This is a genomic window from Mucilaginibacter sp. (assembly GCF_964263795.1).
Taxonomy (GTDB): domain Bacteria; phylum Bacteroidota; class Bacteroidia; order Sphingobacteriales; family Sphingobacteriaceae; genus Mucilaginibacter.
The window spans coordinates 20,126-36,186 of record NZ_CAXVWK010000021.1; the positions used below are offsets into that span (position 1 = coordinate 20,126).

Genomic DNA, 16,061 nt, shown 5'->3' on the forward strand with positions numbered 1-16,061 from the left:
TTATTTATTGAAGTTAGCTGCCGATAAACAATTGCGTATAATAGCCCGCCTGGCAAGTTCTATCTTAAATTCATTATTTTTAAAACCCACTGCGCCTTCTAAAATCATTTCCGCCGCGGTTTCAAAATTTTCCCTGGATGGCGTTTTCGATTTCAAAAAATCTTCTGCTTCCTTTTTACGCCATGGCTTATGTGCCAGTCCGCCACATACTATACGGGCTTCGGCAATAACCCCATCCTTTAACTCAAGCCCGGTTGCAACGGCAACCAAAGCAAATGCATAAGATGTACGGTCGCGTAATTTCAGGTAGGCATAGTTTTGGTTAAATCCAGTCTCAGGAAGGTCTATCGATGTGATCAGCTCACCATGTTGCAGGGTGTTGTCAAATTGCGGCTCATCGCCCGGCAACCGATGAAAATCAGCAAACGGAATAGCCCTTTCACCCGCGGGGCCGGTTATATTAACAACAGCTTCCAGTGCAGCCAGTGCATTGCACATGTCGCTCGGGAACACCGCTATACAACTTTCACTTGCGCCCAAAATAGCATGAATACGATTGTATCCGCCAATGGCCGAGCATCCGCTACCCGGCTCCCGCTTATTACAGGGAGTATTTACATCATAAAAATAGTAGCAACGGGTACGCTGCAATAAATTCCCTCCGTTGCTGGCCATATTGCGCAGTTGTGCCGAAGCACCGGCAAGTATGGCTTTAGAAAGTAAGGGGTATTGCTGTTCAACCAGTTCATTATACGCTGTATCGGCATTGCGCGCCAGTGCGCCTAATCGCAAGCCGCCACCGGGCAGCGTACTAATCTGGTCAAGCCCGATGATTTTGTTTATATCGATTAGCGCATTCGGCCTGGCAACATTCTCTTTCATTAAATCGAGCAGGTTGGTGCCGCCGGCTATAAACTGAGCATGTAAATTACCGGCCAATTGTGCTGTTGCGGCAGTAGTGTCAGCCGCTTCGGTGTAAGTAAAGCTATTCATAATTCCCGGCCTCCCTTACCTCCATAATCGCTTCAACTATATTGTTATAAGCCCCGCAACGGCATAAATTACCGCTCATCAATTCTTTTACGTCCTCCCGATTGTTTACATGACCTTCTTTAAGCATCCCTATGGCAGAGCAGATCTGCCCAGGCGTGCAATAACCGCACTGAAAAGCATCGTACTTAATAAATGCCTGCTGTACCGGATGTAACGATCCATTACCTATCCCCTCGATAGTGGTGATTTCTTTGCCGTTTTGCATCACAGCAAGTGTAAGGCACGAGTTAACGCGTTTGCCGTTTATCAATACCGTACAGGCGCCGCACTGACCATGGTCACAACCTTTTTTGGTGCCGGTCAAATCAAGTTTTTCGCGCAGTGCATCAAGCAATGTAACCCAAGGTTGTACAGCCAGTTCGTGAGCCTGACCATTTATATTTAGCGTTACCTTATGCATAGCAGGTTCAGTTACCGGCGCATCTTTTATGGCAGTTATATTATCATCCATATTACGGGAATTACTTTATAGGAAAATAACCGTAACGTTATACAGATGTTTTGCCAAACGCTGATTTTGATTTATTTAGAAACAATCAACATACAGCGTAGCAAATTGCCTACCGAATTGGAATAAAGCTAACTGAGTTGTTAGAAACGGTTGAAGCAGCTATTATTTATTTTTTAACCCTATCTGATGATTAGTGTAATCCATCAGGTATTCGTTATTAAGAAAAAAATCGATGCTGATGATACTACGGAAATCGTTGGTGTTGTTTGGATTTTGAACCGTGGTTAAATTAGCATTATTAGTTGTAGTGTAACTGTAAGTAAACCCTTTGCTGGTAGTAATAGTAACTGTTGAGTTTGCCGGCAGTGCCCCTATCGCATTCTCGCGGATATTTTCGATAATTGTTTGCGTAGGATTGCCGGTATCGAATAGAAGCTGCGCTGATGTACTGGTGCCATTGTAAACAATCGTCCCCGGGATATTGCCTGAATAACCGCCTGAATTGTTAAAATTGAGCGGATGCATAATAAACCCGGTAGATGCAGCCTTATCAGTTGGCGTTAAACCGATTGATAGCAAACCGCTGACATAGTTACCCGCCGAACTGAACGACGAGGCGCTTAAAGCCGACAAACGGTAACCCTGAGTTAGATTTGCCCCCAAATCAAAATAACTAAGTGGGCTTAAAATCAGGTTGCTTGCAAAACTATAACCGGGGCCAACGCCCATGATATCTGCCGAATGGGCAGGCAATTGCGTATTGGTAATGCTATTCATTACTTTATAATAAAGGAAAAACGGAATCCTTTTAGTTACAATACTACCATTGTTATCACCAAATGTAAAAGTTGTATAAGCAACGTTGCCGTACTCTTTAGTAAGATTTGTTGCATCACCGTAACTCATTACAGACGTTCTGGAGGTAATAGTAATACCGTTGACATTCACAGAATCGCCGGTAAACTGAAACCCGTTAGCGGTGATCATTGATGCAGGGATTATGCCGGTGGCATCCAACGTTAAACCCGATGACCCCGTATCAAAAACGGTATAATAATTCACCGTTTGCGTACCTACTCTGGTAACCGGAATAAACAATCTTTTTGATGTGCCGGATGAATATTCATACAAACCCAATGTTGCCAGGCTTTTAACAGTTGCAGGGCCAGTGTTGGTATTTGATTCTTTCTTGCAGGACGTTATATTGGATATGACTATCAAACTGCAAACTATAACGGTGAGAAATTTTTTCATTTAAATGGATTACACTGCATATACGTAGTAAGTTTAGCGAGCGGCTTGCAGTTCAAATTAGTTATTAGTAATTACCAAATATAATGGTAATGGTTTGTCATCTTATCAAATATAATGGGACAGTCTTTTATCGGCCTTATCATAACACAAATTCGATTTGTCGATCTATAGATTATAACAGACAGTTGTACCGACAAAAAAATTAAAACTATTTAATGCTGTTTGGGTTCATAATTCTTTAACAGTTGTTTAACGTTGTTAAGACGATTTACCTATCCGATTATTTTAAAGCAAACTGTATTGAAAGTACTTTCCGCAACCTTCGTTTTTATCGCACTTAGTATTGCCACGTTTTCACCTTTAACAACACGTGCACAAACCGCCGGCGACGTCGCCAAATTAGTTGATAGTTCGGCTAAGACTGCCCCTCCTGTCAATTTAAAACCGCTACCACCAACACCTAAGCGTTTTTGGCGTGGAGCATATCAGCTTGGGCTTGCACAGGTGGTACCATGGAGCTATGGCCGTTTTGTGGCCGATGCACCATACTCACGTGTAACCGGCGAATCGATCAAATACAATTTAAATCCTACCCATTGGGCCTTTGATAAAGATATTTTTCAAACCAACCAGTTTGGCCATCCCTACCAGGGTAGCTTATATTTCAGTGCATTTCGTACCAACGGATACAGTTTTTGGGAATCTGTACCGGCCGCATTCGCGGGCAGTTACATGTGGGAAACCTTTGGAGAGAACGAAGCGCCCTCCCCAAATGATTTTGTAAATACCAGCTTTGGTGGTGTAGTACTCGGTGAAATGAGCTATCGCTTATCTAATAAGTTGGTAAACAACCATACCACCGGCTTTAAACGGCAGCTCACCGAAGTTGCCGGTTTTTTAATTAATCCGATGAACGGCCTCAACCGTATTATCGATGGCAAATGGGGTAAAGTAGATTACAAGGCAGCCAACCGCGATTCATCAAGGATCAGCGCGGAATTTGATCTGGGTGTCCGCAGCTTTAACGCCAATAATTCAAATTTTGTAAAATATGGCAAATTTGGATTGTTTGGCCGCGTTAAATTGCTTTACGGTAACCGATACCAGGACTACGAGACCCCTTTCAGTAATATTTACATATCTGCCGAGATGGGGAAAGATGATAGCTCATTAGTAAACAATGTTAATGTATATGGCTCACTAATAGGCTGGGAGATCAAATCAAATCAAAAATTGCAGCACCTTGCTATTCTATCTGCAAATTATGACTATATCCGTAATGAGGCATTTTTCTATGGTGCACAAAGCGTAAAGCTGAACTTGTTTTCGGAATATAATATCACTAAGATGTTTACCATCAATACAGCGTTTGCAGCCGGCCCTGTTATTTTAGCTGCCGTGCCGGATAAATACCGGTACAACGGTCGTACCTACAACTATGCATCGGGTGTGAGCTTAACAGGCGGCGGCGGTATTAATATCTCCGACAGGATCTTCGCCAGTGTGGATTACCGCGGCGGATGGCTGCAAACCATCAATGGCAACAAATCGCACTACTTTTTACATACGGTAAATAGCGAGTTCAGGTATTTTACGGGTAAAAAGCTTTCGCTGGCGTTTGAACCGGGCTATTTTATTCTACGCGGCTACTACAAAGACTATCCGGACATTGATCAAAAATATCCGTTCGCGAGGTTTTCAGCAAGGTATAGCGTTAATCTTTAAAATATACCCAAAAACTTTTTCCGTTTCTTCTTCACTACTGGAACCGCTCTGCGCCTGGCCGTTGCTATCGAGTCGGCACGGGCTTTACGCTTTTTCCAGGCGACGCGTTTGATCTCTGTTGCAGTGATCGCGTCTATTACCGGTTTGTCGCTGTACGGATCTAATACGTATGGAGGGTGCATATAGCCTTTGCCTGTGGTATAAATTGGCCGGTTATCTATCACCGGTGGTTTTTTAGTCAAAAATGCAAATAACGACAAGGCCATAAAAACAATGGCAACTGTAACAAGACCGGCAAAGGCCGCCTTCGATATAACCTTAATTGACCCGTTTTGTACATATCTGCCTTCAGCTTTATTGTACTTTGCGCCCGCTGCAATGGCAATAGATTCTAATGAGGTTATCAATTTATCTTTTTGCGGCTTGCTTTCCTGCTGTTGGCTCAACTCGGCCTGCAAGCGTTCATTTTCTTTCAGGAGGATGCCCTGCTGACCCTGAGTGTCGGCAGACAGGCTGCCGTTTACAATAGCGTCCTTCAGTTCTATTGCGTTGCTATACCTGTTCTCCGGTTTTTTTTCCAGGCACTTGCTTACAACTTGCAGCAGCCATTGTGGTACGTGTAGTTCAATAGCTTGCTTTTCGGCTGGCCAGCTTTGTGGTAGCGCAGCACGGCGCGCAGCTACAAGATCGGGAACAGGGGCCTCTAAATGGGCTATCATCACACTATTGCGGCCTGTTTCATGATTTCCCTGCAGCGGGAACGGTACCAATCCTGTAAGTAATTCATACATGATGATCCCGAAACTATAAACATCTGTTTGTGGGAGCATATGGCCTTCCTGCTGCTCGGGTGCCATAAATTCTATAGCGCCTGCATTACGGATACTTGTACGGCGCTGCTCTTCGGTCATGATGGCAAGGCCAAAATCAAGCAGCACATAGTTACCTGTGTGTATATTGTATTTAACGTTGTTGCTTTTAATGTCGCCGTGCTTGATACCAACCTGATGACAATGCGCCAACGCGTTAGCCAACTGATAAGCCACGCGGCTAACTTCCTGCAGCATAAAGATCTTTTCATGCGGGGGCTGCAGCAGTTCACATAGATCCGGCCCTTCAATATACTCCATCTCGATGTAGGGCAGCGAACCGCTCTCCGTAATCCCAGAACTCAGAAACTTAACAACATTTGGATTAGCAATTTCATTTACCTTTTGCAGCTTGGCCACCTCGTTTTGAAAGTTGCGAAAGTTCTTATCTTCGTCACTTTCCGAATAGATTGGAGTTGGGAGCAACTTAACGGCAGTTATAATTGGCCCCATCCGCCTGCCCTTGTAAACAGAACCCTGCCCGCCTGTTCTAAGTGCGCCAAGGTTTTCTAATCCCTCTGTTATGGTAAAAACTTTACTCATCCGTAGCAGGTTGGTAGCTAAATTCTAAAACAGCCGATTCGCCAAGAATAATCTGATCTCCCTCTAATAATTGGTGGCCAATAGTGGTCGAGCTTAATTTGATCACATCTTCGCTTTTCTCACTTCTTATCTTGATCTTATTTCGGGGTGGTACGCCGCCTTCATCCGCAAAGATCATAAACTTGCCTGCATCATTATTCCACTCAATATGCGCGTGTTGGCGGCTTACATATTTGTTTGCGGCATCACCGCTGTCCGACGGGAATGCGATGATATTGGTACGGAAGAAACCGTCATCGGCTTGGGCCTTTTTATCCCGCCCGATATTGATCTTGTCTGAGTTTGATGTGATATTATATTCTTTTTTATCCGTCTCGCCGCTTAAGGCGCGTACGTAGGCCGATGCACTTTGTTTAATAAAGTTTTTATTTGTCTTGATAAAAAAAGCCGCATCAAGTTTAGCCGCTTTTACAGCCTCATCAGGGATTTGCTGATTCATAACAACGTCCATCGTCCAGTTTTCGGGCAAGGCAACAGCGTAATCGTCGGCAATACGTTGTACTTCGTCTTTAAAAACTTCCGGTTCATCAGCGTAAACGGCAGCTTCGTAAACCGCACAATCTGATGATGCACAGTTGATGTAAAGGTTAAGGCCTTTAATATTACCGCCTTCGCCGCCCTCGGCTTTTTGCAGTTCCTGCTTTACAAATTGCAACAACTCGTATCGGACACCCTTAACGTCAGCCGGACGATCTTCTTTATCGCTTTTAAAAATATTAAACATTTACCTGCGTATTTTAAATTAACCGATGACAGTGATATATTTCATAACCCTGCTATTATTTAGTTGTTTGCTGTTATACCTTTAATATAACCTTTTTTAAGCAAATAAGGAATAACGTGCTGACCGGCAAGTTTGACCGCATCTGATGAACCTTTTGTAGATTCGACACGGATACAAACCACCATATTGCCCGGCCCGTTAGCTTTAGGCGCAAAAAACACGTACCAGCCATCATTTATCTGCTGCTTTTTCCAGATCCGCTCCGGTGTACCGGTTTTACCTGCAACCGCCAGCCCCAAAGTAGACGCCTTAGGTGCACTTTGCTCTATCATATACCCGCGCATTAAATGCGCATATTTAGGATCGTTAGCTATTGGTATGCCGGACTTTACTGCAACTGCCGAATCACTCACCTTTAGTACGTAACGGTTATTGAGCATGGTGCCGTTATTGGCAATGCCCGATGCCAGCCTTGCTACTGCAGCCGGGGTAGCGATCAACTCGCCCTGTCCCCATGACATACCTGATATACCTTTTGCCCTTGTTCTGCGAATATTGTTAGGATCGTAACGCGGTTTAGTATTAAATTCAGTTTTGCGCCACAATTCGCGCCATTTTTCTTCCTGGGTTGCGTTCTCTTTGTCGCGGCCATAATAATAACCGCCAACCCCATGCAAAAACATCCCGGTTTTTAAATATAACGTGGCCATATCCTCCTGCAGATGCTCTTGGTTGGCCAGTTTAATAAAGTACACGTTATTTGATTTCGCTACCGCTCGCTCAAGCGTTATCAAACCTGTTTCATCGGGCTCAAAGCCTTTGGTACGGATGCGCTCCCACGATGCGACATTAAATTTTTTATCTGCGGCTGCCAGGCCCAACTTATTGAATGATGCCAATGATGTTACCAGCTTAGCGGTAGAACCCGGCTGTGTTGCCAAGGTAAAGCCCAGGTCGCTTGTTGTAAGCCAGCCTGCCAATTGATTTTGCTCGGCATAGCTCATGGTGAGCTTTTCCCAGTTGCGTACAGGTGGTAAAGGATACACCGCCGAGGTTAGTACATCGCCCGTTCCGGATTCCATGATCACAACTGAAACACGGTTATCAAGCAAAGCGGTATCTGCCGCTATAGAGTTTTGGATGCTGGTTTGCAGGCCGGCATCCATAGTTAACTTAACATCACGGTTGCGGTTTTTAAATGCTTCTACCTCGCGGCTGTTGATACCTGCAATTAACAACGGTGATAAAGCGCTAAAATCTTTTTTAACAACCGTCATTTCCTTTACACCACGGGCAAGGAAACGGTTTTCACGATAGCGGTTAGCCGTAACGTTAAAGTTGCTGGTGGGTAGTTTAAACCCGCGTAGTTCGGCGGCGTGCTCATATTCGGCAAAGTAGCCGTTGCTGCTGCCATTAAATACCCCTGTGTTCGCGTCGCCAGTCCAAAAAAACATCTGCTCTTCAAACGGATAATACCTGTCGAGGCGCTTATGCATAGCCGAATCAATATTGTACCCCTGTGCGCCGGCCATTGCCAGTTTAGCGCGTTGTTTACGTACTAACTCAGGTTTGCTGGTGGCCAGCAACACACCTTCACGGTCATATAAGTTACCGGCTTGCAGGCGGTTCATCAAGATCGCTATTCGGGGATTGTAACTGAACATGCGGGCGCCGCTTTTATCGGCAACTAATGCGGGTTGTACCACCCATTTTTTATTATCGAACGAATATCTGGAAACGTTTACAGCCATCAGCAAAATGCCCATACAAGCGGCGATCAAAGCTGGCACCAGGTTCCTGTCCTGTTGTTTAGATACATAAGCCATTTGCACCGGTGTGCCCCTTACAAGCGATGCTGAAAGTAAAAATCCGGACGCCAGCAAATTTGCCACTAACGACGAGCCGCCATAGCTTTGAAATGGTAACGATACCCCGCTTAGCGGCAAAGCACCGGTGGAACCGCCCGCTATCAAAAGAAACTGTACAAACGTGGAGATACCAATGCCCGCGCAGAGATAAAACAGGAATGGTGTTCCCGTTCGGCGGCCAATGATAATGGACCTGTGCAGATATAATAGAAATAATATAAAAATGCAGGCGATACCGGTCCAACCGAATTCCTCGCCCATAGATGGAAGGATCATGTCGGTATGTGCCTCTGGAATGGTTTTGGCAAATCCTTCCCCTACACCCTGGCCTGATACGCCTCCGCTGCTCATAGCCCAAAGCCCGTTAGCTACCTGGTCACCACCATATACTTCATTGTTCCAGGCATCCTGCCAGATGGCTTTGCGGTCTACCAATCTTTGCACCGGGCCGGGAAACATCTTTCCTAAATAAGGGATCTGGTCGATGGTTAAAAACGCTGCCATGATCACTAAAACCATTATGGCTGATTCGCTTAGCGAACGGCGTTTAAACAACATTAACAAGGCTACCACAGCGCCGGTTATCAGCGCCGATATCCAAACATTTTTAACCACCCATGATACGATAACATACAATACCACAGCCCCTGCCATAAACATAAAATCGCCGCGGGAGAAAGAGAACAGCGCAATGAAAGTGAAACAAACTACCATTGCCGGGCCCAAATCTCCCAGTAATAAAAATAGCATTAGCGTAACCAGTATTGCGATCAGCGCGAAGGAAAAAAACGACCAGCGTTTTGTCCAGCTGGTATATTCGCTAATCAGCTTTTCATTAGCTGCAAAAAATCCGGCAAGAAATAAAATGACCAGGTATTTTACGATCTCGCTGGGCTGGAAACCAAAAAGGTTTACTTTAACACCACTACCCTCGGGGCCTGTACCAAACCTTATAGTAAGTGCCAGTAAAGTTGCGGCTAATACAGCCCAGGGCCATCCGTTAGCCGCTTTGCGGTTTTCTTTAAAAACCAGCATCCTGTAGATCAGCGAATCGGGTGTAAAACGACGCAGGTTAAACTGTAAGATCACGATCATGGCAACCAAACCAATGCCCAGGTACATCAGGGAATCCTTTGCAAAGAAACGATCGCGCAGTGGGTCCTGTAAACTGAGCAAGGTCAGGAATGACATCCCGGCAAGCAGCATTACTACGGGTAAAATCAATTGATCGGCAGTGCTAAACTTCCAGGAGAGGATAATGTGCACTAACAAAAACATGCCTACAAAACTTCCCGCTATAATCCAGAACCATTGATTAAATTCTGCGGGGGTGCGGATAATAAATGATTTTTCCTTCTTTAGGATGTTGAAGTCGCGGGTTGAAAACAATTTGATGGTATGCGGCGATTGGTTAAAGGTAAAACTTACATCTTCACTTAACCCCTCCACACCCTGGGATGTTCCAAATTGATAACCAGGTTGCAAAGGCAATACTTTATAGGCCTTACCGGCAGGCAGGTTTTTAAAGCTATAGTTACCCTGTGGATCTGTACGGGCATAAGCGGTTAGCTCCTGCAAATGGCGCTTTCCTGCGCTATCTGGCAAGAAAACCTTTTTAATGCCATTACCGGGTTCTGTCAAAAGCTTTACATCCTGTACTTCTTCGTCGTTGTAAATGCTGTCTTGCGGCAATATCATATCCAAACGGATCAATACACCCGGCACAGGTTGCTTTTTACTTAAAATACTGCCGCTGATACTGTAGTTGCCCATTGCCAGGTCGGTAACGGCCGGCAGGGTTGGGGGATTTTTGCGCTCTTCAACAAAACGGAGCGAATCATCTCCTGTGTAACCTAAAAGCGACCGTGAAGCTGCTATCCTATTTTTAAAGGACTCGCCGCCATTAACAAAGGCATCATCAGCAATTAGGTAATACTTACGCTTATTTAACTCGCCTACGTTGTCAATTTTTTGGCCGGTGCCGATATTATCAGCAATGGTTTTGGTGATTAGGTCGATGTCACGTTTATCTTCCAGATAGTAGCCTTTAATGAGCATTTCCCTGGTTTTCTCAGCCGGATCTTTGGCATTTAAATTAACGATCGTTCCGTCCTTCAGCCGCTTATCTACATCGGCAAAACGCGTTTGCAGTACCGTAAATAAACGGAAGAACAAAAACAAAAACAGAGCGGCTATCAACAGCAAGAACAACCGTTCCTTTAACCGGCTTACAGTTTGGGGTTTATCGGGTTCCATTAGGCTTTAGTATAACTTTGGCAGATGTATCTTCTTTTAATTTTGCACCGGGCATGTCGGCAGTAATAAACTTTTTATTTGATAGCAAATACTGCTTCTGGACAGATACACGACAATTAGAGAACTGGGTACCACGTAAAAACAAGCCGGTGTTAAAGAGGGACACTGCAACATCAAAATCTTCAAACTTAATATTATCCAGCACAATAACCTTGCATTGAGCAGCAATATCCAAGGCAGGGCCATGATAGGCAGTATCGCGTTTTAAAACAATGTTACCTTTGCCCCTTATGTAAAGTGTATCCTTTAAAACGTGCAAAGTATCGCTAATAATAATAACCTGTTTAAACGCCGTATCCGACAGGTTAAGCGTATCTTTTTTTAAATTGTTCAGCATGTTTTGCAGCTTAATCTCGTCCCGGTTACGGAGAGGTGCATCTTTAGTCGCTCCTTTAATAGTTACATTAGCTACAGGCTGTATTCCTTTTTGCCATTGCAGGTAAAGCCATATACTGCTTGCAGCAAGGGCCAGACATAAAACAGCCAGTAAAATAGTTAAACCGTAATTTTTTTTTGCAGTCGCCGGATTGGCAGTTACAGTTTGATTGGTCTTGGATGATACATTCCCATTGTCGGGTTTTACTGCGAGGTAAGGTTCATCAGCGTTTTTTTTTAAAACGGCTGCAGGTTTTACAGCCTCCGGCCTTTGGGCGACCTTGTTGTTTTGCACCAACACTACTGTAACGTTGTCTTTACCCCCATTGCTATTTGCAGCAGTAATCAACTGCGTAGCCTTATCTGTTAGCGACGTATCCTGCGTAAGAATGGCCGACATGCCGGCTTTATCTACCAGATCCGTCAACCCATCGCTGCAAAGTAAAAGCATATCGCCGGGCAGGAATGGCGAAGACCCTGTTTCTATAAAACTCTCGTCGGTATCTATTTGCGTGGTAAAACCCAGTGCTTTATTGATCTCGTTACGTTTTGGATGGTTCATGGCAGCGGTTTCCGTCAACCGGCCTGAGTCTTCCAGGAAACCTACAAATGAATGGTCTTTAGAGATTTTTACTAATGATTCGTCACGAAGCAGGTATAACCGGGTATCGCCCACATGCGCATAGTAAAATATGTTGTTCGCAACATCCGCAATGGCCACTGTAACTACACAGGCCATACTTTCTAAGCCTACCTCAGTTTGCTTTTTGTTAAAGATGGCGGCACTAGCCTGCTTTAAAGCATCGATCATAGCGGGGATATAATCGCCATCAACCTTACTCATATGCCTGGTAATTACATCTTTGGCAATTGCCGAAGCTACTTCTCCGCCATTATAACCGCCTACCCCGTCAATTACAGATGCCAGTACGATGCTATTGCCTAATGTTTCAGCAATAAAGGTATCTTCATTATTATCCCGGACACGGCCGGTATCAGTTATTCCAAAATAGTTTTCAGCCATTGCGTTTTCCTGATTGTTTGATATCGATAAAATGGGTCACCAGCAGGCATACGCCAATTGCTAACAAGCCGATAGATAATAATTGTGACATTATGCTTTGAAAAGATTTAAACCAATGATCCCGTTAAGCAGCATACGCGAATTTACCGGTAGCTTAATCCACTTAGGTGCATTAATATCGCTTCGCTCGACTGTGATTTCGTTTAGTGTGGTGATCTCTCCAAATGATGCCAGGTAAAACTTACCGTCGGTTTCATTATATTTTATTTGCAGATGCGGGGCGTTAACCCATTCAGACGGTATGGTGAATATATTGGAGTCTTCGCGCGTTTCGTCACTTCCGGACACGATGAGATCGTTTTCCTTCATCAGATACTCAACTTTCTTACCTGCAAATTGCTGATCTGGAATAATGGTCTCTAACCGGGCTATGGTGTTATTACCCGGCTTCTTTTCTATTTGCGCCTCTGTTTCCAGTTCTTCGTGGTAAGGAATTTCAAAATAGCCCTCGCTATAGTAAGTAAAACCTTTAAGTATATCCTGGTCAACGTCAAACGTTTGGGCTATACCGGTTTGGCGGGGTATAAAAGTAACCCGCAGGTTCTCTTCTTTTTTGTTATTATTATCCGGCAGCAATTTGCCAATGAACCCTTTATCGCCTCGTGCATAATCGGGATGGGATACCAATCTAAACACCCACTTAGAGCCGGATGGCTTCACTGTTTTTCCTGCTGTGCGGTGTTCTTTAAGAATCTCATAAAATTTTTCAACTGTTTCCTGAACAATCAGTCCGAAGATACCTTGCTTATTAGCAACAAACTCTTTGTAGTCGTCCGCATTAAAGCTGATAATAAACTCATGGTAAAAAACAACGCGGTCGGCAAATGAAAGCTCGGTGATAGACTCCTGAAATTTCTCGATAATGTAACTATAAACCGTATCCGGAGTGAGGGCTTTAGCCTTGGCCTTTTCGCTGGTTTCGTTGGTCAAAAACCAATCCTGTATGCCTATACGCTGCCAAAAGTTGGGAGTAGATGCCATTTAATTGCTGAAAAGATAAAGGTAATACGTGTTAATGAACATAAAAAATTTGCAGATGTTTGGCGCCGCCGTAAAAACTATTGATCGGGCCGAACGGTAGTATCGGGAGCCAGATTTTCTGTACTATCCGGCACGGTAACCGGTTTTTTCACCACTTTAACGGTATCTTTTTTAGGCTTTACTGTATCTGCTTCAGTGGTACTATTTTCCAGTCCCGCTGCCGAACCATAATTTGGCGGAACTGCGGATGTATCCCTGTTATTTTGCAGGCTATCAACGCCGGAAGTGACAGGATTTGCCTGCCGTTTGTAAAAGGTAGAATAAACGGCCATTCCCATAAAAAGCACAAGCAACGTCATCACTGTATAGTAAAACGGCTTAGATAACGATACCCGCGAATCATCCTCTACAGACTGGGTATTTACCTGTTCAGCATTTTGGTACTGTAGCAGTTCTGTCTTTAATCTTTCGTTTTCGCTTTGAAGTGCTATGGCATTCAATCCGGCTTGCTGGCTGTTACCATCCGCTGCCGATAAACTACCTGTAATTATTGCAGCATCCAGCTCCTTACCACTGGCGTACCTGTTTTCCGGATTTTTTTGCAGGCATTTAGCTATTACCTGCAGCAGCCATTGAGGCACCTGCATTTCCTGCTTAATTTTAGTTGCATCCCACGTCTCGGGAATGGCAAGTTTACGGGCGCGCAACAGATCAGGCACTTCCGATTCAATGTGCGCAAGCATCACCGAATTACGGCCGGCATCGCCTCCTCCTACCAACGGAAAAGGCACCTGCCCTGTCAACAACTCATAAAGGATAACACCGTAGCTATAAATATCTGTTTGTGGCAGCATTTTACCTTCGTGCTGCTCAGGCGCCATAAACTCTATAGCCCCTGCGTGGCGGATGCTGGTACGGCGCTGTTCTTCGGTCATGATCGCCAGGCCGAAATCCAACAATACATAATTGCCGGTGTGAATGTTGTACTTTACGTTATTGCTTTTAATATCGCCATGCTTAACACCTACCTTGTGGCAATGGGCAAGTGCCCCGGCTAATTGATCGGCAACACGGATAACTTCTTTCAGGCTGAAGATCTTGTCATGCGGGGGTTGCAATAGTTCGCCCAGGTCCGGGCCTTCTATATACTCCATCTCAATAAAAGGGAAAGACCCGCTATCAGTAATACCCCAGCTCAGGATCTTTACCACATTGGGGTTGGGTTCCTCGTTAACCTTTTGCAGTTTAGTCACCTCGTTACGAAAGCTGCGGAAGTTCTTATCTTCCTCGCTTTCGGTATGGATGGGGGTTGGCAGTAGTTTTATTGCGGTGAGGATTGGCCCCATACGCCTGCCTTTATATACAGAACCCTGCCCGCCGGTGCGAAGCGCACCCAGGTTTTCCAAGCCTTCTGTTATAGTAAATACTTTGCTCATTAATAGTCTGTTTCGCTGCGGTTGATTGTACACAGAATTTACAGACTAAATTACATTTAATACGCGCAATTGTTGTAAAGAAATGTAATCAACTCAAATTGAGTTGAAGTGAACAATTTGATCGCTTACACCGCCACTCTCGACATTGTTTTCATTACTTCGGCAAACAGCTTGTAAGAGTACAACCTTGATGAATGTTCAAATATGTGCGATGTAGCCATCACCTCGTCTACACCGGTTTGTTCTAAAAACGAATTCATACCTGATTTGATCGTATCCGGGCTGCCAATAAAGGCATACGCAAGCATTTGCATAACCGCCTCTTCTTCAAACACATTCCATATGCTATCCATGCTGCTAACGGGTGGTGGCAGTAACTGGCGTTTGCCGGTAACTATACCCATAAACAATTGCTTTAAAGATGTCGCCAAACGCTCAGCTTCAGAATCGGTATCTGCCGCAACCACGTTAACGCAGGCCATTACATACGGGCTTTGCAGGTACTCGGAAGGCTGGAAATTGTCCCTGTAAATATTGATAGCCTCCATGAAATAGGTAGGTGCAAAATGGCTGGCAAATGCGTATGGCAGGCCCATTGCAGCAGCTACCTTAGCACTATCTGTACTTGAGCCTAAAACCCATATCGGCACATCCAGCCCTTCGCCGGGGATAGCACGCACTTTGGCGGTAGCATTATCGGCCGAAAAGAAGTTTTGCAGTTTTACAATATCCCGGGGGAAATTATGTGCGGCATTAAAGTTTTCACCACGGATGGCATAGGCTGTTGTTTGGTCGGTACCTGGCGCCCGGCCAAGGCCAAGGTCTATCCTGCCCGGATACAGGGACGCCAACGTACCAAATTGCTCGGCAACAATCAGCGGCGAATGATTAGGCAGCATTACACCACCCGAACCTACCCGTATGGTTTTAGTGCCACCAGCTATGTAACCAATCAAGATGGGCGGCGCCGAACTTGCAACGCTTATCATGCTATGATGTTCTGCAAACCAATAGCGGGTATACCCCAGCTTTTCAGCTTGTTGGGCCACATCCATGCTCTTTTTGAAACTCCCGGCAGGGTCGCTGCCTAGTGTTACGGTAGCTAGGTCTAAAACGGAATATTTTATATCAAGTGATCGTTCTGTGCTCATTTTAGTATTGTTAAAAGGCTTAACCGCAAGGCGGTTTCTGTTAACATTCAAATTTAATGCTAAATAACAAGCCCAAATACCGGCAAGGGGTATAAATGACTTTAGGCTCACAAACTGGCGCTATTATTACATCAAATTAATATCTTAGCGCATCGAATAAGTTAACGCTAT

General features: G+C 44.7%; 11 protein-coding genes. 1 reads left to right on the top strand and 10 read right to left on the bottom strand.

What is annotated here, in order from left to right:
• From ACE5CV_RS04685 to ACE5CV_RS04695, 3 genes are all read right to left on the bottom strand, one after another.
• Positions 1–993, bottom strand: a complete 993-nt coding sequence (locus ACE5CV_RS04685; RefSeq protein ID WP_374949005.1) for an FAD binding domain-containing protein — start codon at positions 991–993, stop codon at positions 1–3.
• Positions 986–1,504 (bottom strand): (2Fe-2S)-binding protein, encoded by a 519-nt coding sequence (locus tag ACE5CV_RS04690; protein WP_374949006.1) that lies wholly within the window; start codon positions 1,502–1,504, stop codon positions 986–988. The genes ACE5CV_RS04685 and ACE5CV_RS04690 overlap by 8 nt, the downstream gene beginning before the upstream one ends.
• 162 nt (positions 1,505–1,666) lie before the next feature.
• Entirely contained in the window at positions 1,667–2,758 is a 1,092-nt protein-coding gene (locus ACE5CV_RS04695; protein ID WP_374949007.1) for a hypothetical protein, read from the bottom strand.
• A 300-nt stretch (positions 2,759–3,058) separates the two neighbouring features.
• Between ACE5CV_RS04695 and ACE5CV_RS04700 the strand changes: the two genes are divergently transcribed.
• Positions 3,059–4,483, top strand: coding sequence for a DUF3943 domain-containing protein (locus ACE5CV_RS04700; RefSeq protein ID WP_374949008.1), 1,425 nt, complete (start codon positions 3,059–3,061; stop codon positions 4,481–4,483).
• Here the strand turns inward: ACE5CV_RS04700 and ACE5CV_RS04705 are convergent.
• The 7 genes from ACE5CV_RS04705 to ACE5CV_RS04735 form a co-directional block, all read right to left on the bottom strand.
• The gene (locus tag ACE5CV_RS04705) at positions 4,480–5,895 is read right to left on the bottom strand and encodes a serine/threonine protein kinase (RefSeq protein ID WP_374949009.1); all 1,416 of its coding nucleotides are present in this window, start codon (positions 5,893–5,895) and stop codon (positions 4,480–4,482) included. The genes ACE5CV_RS04700 and ACE5CV_RS04705 overlap by 4 nt on opposite strands.
• Complete coding sequence (locus ACE5CV_RS04710) at positions 5,888–6,679, bottom strand: FHA domain-containing protein (RefSeq protein WP_374949010.1); 792 nt, start codon at positions 6,677–6,679, stop codon at positions 5,888–5,890. Before ACE5CV_RS04710 ends, ACE5CV_RS04705 begins: the two co-directional genes overlap by 8 nt.
• A 59-nt stretch (positions 6,680–6,738) precedes the next feature.
• Entirely contained in the window at positions 6,739–10,803 is a 4,065-nt protein-coding gene (locus ACE5CV_RS04715; protein ID WP_374949011.1) for an FtsW/RodA/SpoVE family cell cycle protein, read from the bottom strand.
• A complete protein-coding gene (locus ACE5CV_RS04720) occupies positions 10,790–12,262 on the bottom strand; it encodes a PP2C family protein-serine/threonine phosphatase (RefSeq protein ID WP_374949012.1) in 1,473 nt (490 codons plus the stop codon). Before ACE5CV_RS04720 ends, ACE5CV_RS04715 begins: the two co-directional genes overlap by 14 nt.
• A gap of 90 nt (positions 12,263–12,352) precedes the next feature.
• A complete protein-coding gene (locus ACE5CV_RS04725) occupies positions 12,353–13,303 on the bottom strand; it encodes a hypothetical protein (RefSeq protein WP_374949013.1) in 951 nt (316 codons plus the stop codon).
• A gap of 77 nt (positions 13,304–13,380) precedes the next feature.
• Entirely contained in the window at positions 13,381–14,739 is a 1,359-nt protein-coding gene (locus ACE5CV_RS04730) for a serine/threonine protein kinase (protein WP_374949014.1), read from the bottom strand.
• A 125-nt stretch (positions 14,740–14,864) separates the two neighbouring features.
• Positions 14,865–15,890, bottom strand: coding sequence for an LLM class flavin-dependent oxidoreductase (locus ACE5CV_RS04735; RefSeq protein WP_374949015.1), 1,026 nt, complete (start codon positions 15,888–15,890; stop codon positions 14,865–14,867).
• Positions 15,891–16,061 lie beyond the last annotated feature (171 nt).